The sequence below is a fragment of the Phenylobacterium sp. genome (assembly GCF_030693805.1).
In the GTDB taxonomy this organism is placed as follows: Bacteria; Pseudomonadota; Alphaproteobacteria; order Caulobacterales; family Caulobacteraceae; genus Phenylobacterium.
In genome coordinates this window covers 1-3,847 of sequence record NZ_JAUXZW010000263.1, presented here as the reverse complement: position 1 = coordinate 3,847, position 3,847 = coordinate 1, and the positions used below count along the sequence as shown (strand labels likewise).

Sequence of the window (3,847 nt, the reverse complement as noted above, 5' to 3'; positions counted from 1 at the left end):
AATCCGCGACGCATCCGGCGAGTATTTGGCTTTCCTGGACGTCGATGACCTGTGGCCGGCGGACAATCTGTCCAGCCTGGTCGACGCCCTGGCCGATGGGAAGGCGGACCTGGTCATGGGCCGCGCCCAGCTCGCCCAGGTCGACGCAGAGGCCGAAGGCGGCATTCGCTACATTGGCAACCCCGGAGAGTCATTCCCGGATTACATCGGGGCGGCGCTCTATCGGCGCGACGCCTTCACCCGCAACGGGTTGTTCGACGAGGAGATGCGCTTCGCCGAGGACACCGACTGGCACAATCGCGCGCGTGAGCTCGGCCTCTCCGTCGGCCGCCTCGAACAGATCAGCCTGATCGTCCGGCGGCACGAAGACAACATGACCCGCGGCAAATCGATGATCGAACTTCACGTGCTGCGCGCCGCCAAGAAGATGCTCGATCGCCGCCGCGCCGCACAGGCGTCGGGCGCCTGAGGATGGCCAGGGTGGTCGTCATCACCGGCGCTGCTGGCGGAATCGGAACGCAACTGCGTGCACACCTGGACGCCCGCGGTGTTTATGAGCTGAGGCTGCTGGACATCGACCCGCGCGGCGACCCGCACATCATCCAGGCCGACCTCAGCCTCATGGACGACCGCTGGATCGCTCAGTTCGAGGGCGCTGACGCCGTGGTCCACCTGGCCGCCAACCCGCAGCCGAACGCCACGTGGGACGCGCTGATCGCTCCCAATGTTGACGCCGTGCTGAACGTCTACCTGGCCGCCGCCCATCACAAGGTTGGGCGCGTGGTCCTGGCCAGCAGCATCTGGGCGATGGCGGCACGCTTGGCTGACGCCGGGCCGATCGAGGCGGCGGAGCCCGATCCCGGCGCAAACGCCTACGGCGCCAGCAAGCTGTTCGCCGAACGCGTCGCTCACGCGATGTGGCGCGGCCATGGCGTCCCCACCGTCGTCTTACGGATCGGCGGAATGCGTGACGATGCCGACGCGACCGATGTCTGGGGTTATGGCTGCTGGCTCAGCGTGCGCGACGGTTGCCAGGGGCTGGAACTGGCGATCAACACAGCCGTCGAGGGCGTGCTGATCGCGAACCTGACGTCCGCGAACGCCGGCTCGCGCTGGAGCCTGGAGACGGCGCGCGAGGCTCTTGGGTTCTCACCGCAGGACGGCGTCCCGGCGTCGCGGACCGCGGCCCGGCCGCCCGCAGCGCACCTGATCTCGCGGCTGCTCAAGCCGCGACGCTCGGAGTGAGATCGCCGATGGGACCGAAAGCCAGCCTGGGCCTCTCCGCGGCAGGGTTCGCCGCCGCCGTCAGCCTGTTAATCGCCGTCGAGGCGTGGCTGTGGCCGATCAAGGGCCTGTGGGCCGACGAGCTTTGGTCGCTGTGGGCGACGAACCCGCAGGGCGGTTTCCTCGGCAATCTGCGCTGGCGCATCCTCGCCGACCCCAACCCGCCACTGTACGCCATGGCGCTGCAGGTTTTCCGCCGCCTCTTCCATGAACCGCGTACTGCCCTTGTGGCGCTCAACGTCGCCAGTCTCGTCGCGGGGGTCGCCGTGGTGCTGGCGACATCGTGGCGCCGGGCGCCGCGGCTGGGCCTGCTGTCGTGCGGCGCCTTCCTGCTCAGCGGTCCCGTGGTCGCCTACACCCTGGAAGGTCGCCACTACGCGCTACCCATGGCGGTGGTGTTCGCCGCCGCCTGGCTGTCGGCCTGGATGCTGCGCGCCGGGGTGACGCGCACGGGCGTCGGCGCGCTGGCGCTCGCGGGCCTGCTGGCATCGGGGACGCACGTCTTCGCCGGCTTCATGACCGGCAGCCTGGGGGTCGGGTTCGCGTTGTACGCCCTCGCCGGCCGCCGCCGCGACCTCTGGGCGCCGGCCGTCGCGCTCTGTTTCTCCTCCGGCCTGGTGCTGGCCGCCTTCGCCGCGATGGCCGCGAGCCACACCGGCGAGATGTCCTGGGTGATCTTCGACGTACCCTCTGTTGTCGAGGCGCTGAAGTTCGTCAGCGATCTGCAGTTCGGCCCCCTGTTGGGCGTGTTGCTGTTCGCGGGCTTCCTGGCGGCCTGTGTCGCCGCTCGCCGAGGCCTCGACCTGATCGCCGTGTTCGGTGCGGCGATTGTGCTGTTCGTCGTCGCGCCGATCGCAATCTCATTCGTCGTACCGGTGATCGTCGGCCGCTACTGGATGGTGGGCGCGCCAGTGATCGGCGTGCTGGCGGCGTTCCTGATCCGCGACCTGTGGATCCAACCTAAGCCTGACCGCTTGCGGAATGTCGCGACCCTGTTGGCGCTCGCCGCCTGGGCTGTCGGAGCCGCCGCCGGCCCCTTCGCCGCACGCAAGGTGCTGTTGGACGAGATGGTCTGGGCGGGGCCCACCGTGGCGCGCCTAGCCCAGGCCTGCCCCGCCGGCTCCATCAATGTCCGTCCGCCGTTCGGCAGTCCGTTCATCGAGCTCTATCCGACCGCGGCGGGGCTTCCGAGCGCCACCTTCCGCAGGGTCGTCGCGGGAACGCCGCCGACCATCCCCCCACCCGCGCCCTGCCCGGTGCTGGGGTGGGCCGAACATGTGGACTGGTTGCTGCTCAAGCCCCTGAACGACGCCCAACTCGCCGCGATGGTGGCGGTCGCAGGCGAGCCTGGACGCGACTTCCGCGTGGTGCGCCGCCCGTCCGGCTTCCTGGTGCTCGCGCCGGACGCGCGGCCCTAGCTCAGAACGACTTGGGCATGCCCAGCACGTGGGTCGCCACGTGGCTGAGGATCAGGTTCGTGGAGATTGGCGCCACCTGATACAGCCGCGTCTCGCGGAACTTGCGCTCGATGTCGTACTCCTCGGCGAAGCCGAAGCCGCCATGGGTCTGGATGCAGGTGTCGGCCGCCGCCCAGGACGCCTCCGAGGCCAGCATCTTGGCCATGTTGGCTTCGGTGCCGCAGGCCTCCCCGGCGTCGAACATGCCGGCGGCCTTGTCGACCATCAGCGCCGCGGCCGAGAGCTGGACGTAGTTGCGCGCGATCGGGAACTGCACGCCCTGGTTCTCGCCGATCTGACGGCCGAACACCTCGCGGGCGTTCGCATAGGCGCTGGACCTGTCGATGAAGAACCGTCCGTCGCCGATGCACTCCGCGGCGATCAGGATGCGCTCGGCGTTCATCCCGTCCAGGATGTAGCGGAAACCCCGCCCCTCTTCGCCGATCAGGTTCGCCGCCGGCACCCGCAAGTCGTCGAAGAACAGCTCAGTGGTCGCGTGGTTCAACATGGTGCGCACCGGGCGGATGGTCAGGCCTTTGCCGACCGCATCGCGCAGGTCGACGATCAGCACGCTCATGCCGTCGGACGGCTTGGCCGCCTCGTCGCGCGGGGTGGTGCGGCAGAGCAGGACCATCAGGTCGGAGTGCTCGGCGCGGCTGATCCAGATCTTCTGGCCGTTGACCACATAGTCGTCGCCGTCACGCCGGGCGAAGGTGGAGATACGGGTCGTGTCGGTGCCGGCGCCGGGCTCGGTGACGCCGAACGCCTGCAGCCTGAGCGCGCCGGAGGCGATGGCCGGCAGATAGGCCTGCTTCTGCGCCGGGCTGCCGTGCCGCAGGATCGTGCCCATGGTGTACATCTGGGCGTGGCAGGCTCCGCCGTTGCAGCCGGAGCGATGGATCTCCTCCAGCACCGCAGTGGCCGCCGCCAGACCGAGGCCCGAGCCGCCGAATTCCTCCGGGATCAGCACCGACAGGAAACCTGCCTGGGTCAGCGCCTGCACGAATGCGGTCGGATAGGCTCGCTCGCGGTCGAGGGCGCGCCAGTAGTCGCCGGGGAAGCCGGCGCAGAGCTTGCGCACCGCCTCGCGGATCTCGGGCCAGGTC

The 3,847-nt window shown here is 69.4% G+C and carries 4 protein-coding genes; 3 read left to right on the top strand and 1 reads right to left on the bottom strand.

The window, feature by feature from the left end; all coding sequences use genetic code 11:
• The 3 genes from Q8M88_RS10155 to Q8M88_RS10145 all read left to right on the top strand — a co-directional run.
• The coding region (locus Q8M88_RS10155) for a glycosyltransferase (protein WP_305596993.1) at window positions 1–469 on the top strand (469 nt) is incomplete at its 5' end.
• A 2-nt stretch (window positions 470–471) separates the two neighbouring features.
• A complete protein-coding gene (locus Q8M88_RS10150) occupies window positions 472–1,245 on the top strand; it encodes an NAD(P)-dependent oxidoreductase (protein ID WP_305596991.1) in 774 nt (257 codons plus the stop codon).
• Window positions 1,246–1,253: 8 nt separating this feature from the next.
• Window positions 1,254–2,702: a hypothetical protein gene (locus Q8M88_RS10145; RefSeq protein ID WP_305596989.1), complete on the top strand. Its 1,449-nt coding sequence runs from the start codon at window positions 1,254–1,256 to the stop codon at window positions 2,700–2,702.
• A gap of 1 nt (window position 2,703) precedes the next feature.
• Here Q8M88_RS10145 and Q8M88_RS10140 read toward each other — a convergent pair whose 3' ends face one another.
• Window positions 2,704–3,822: an acyl-CoA dehydrogenase family protein gene (locus Q8M88_RS10140; protein WP_371132666.1), complete on the bottom strand. Its 1,119-nt coding sequence runs from the start codon at window positions 3,820–3,822 to the stop codon at window positions 2,704–2,706.
• Window positions 3,823–3,847 lie beyond the last annotated feature (25 nt).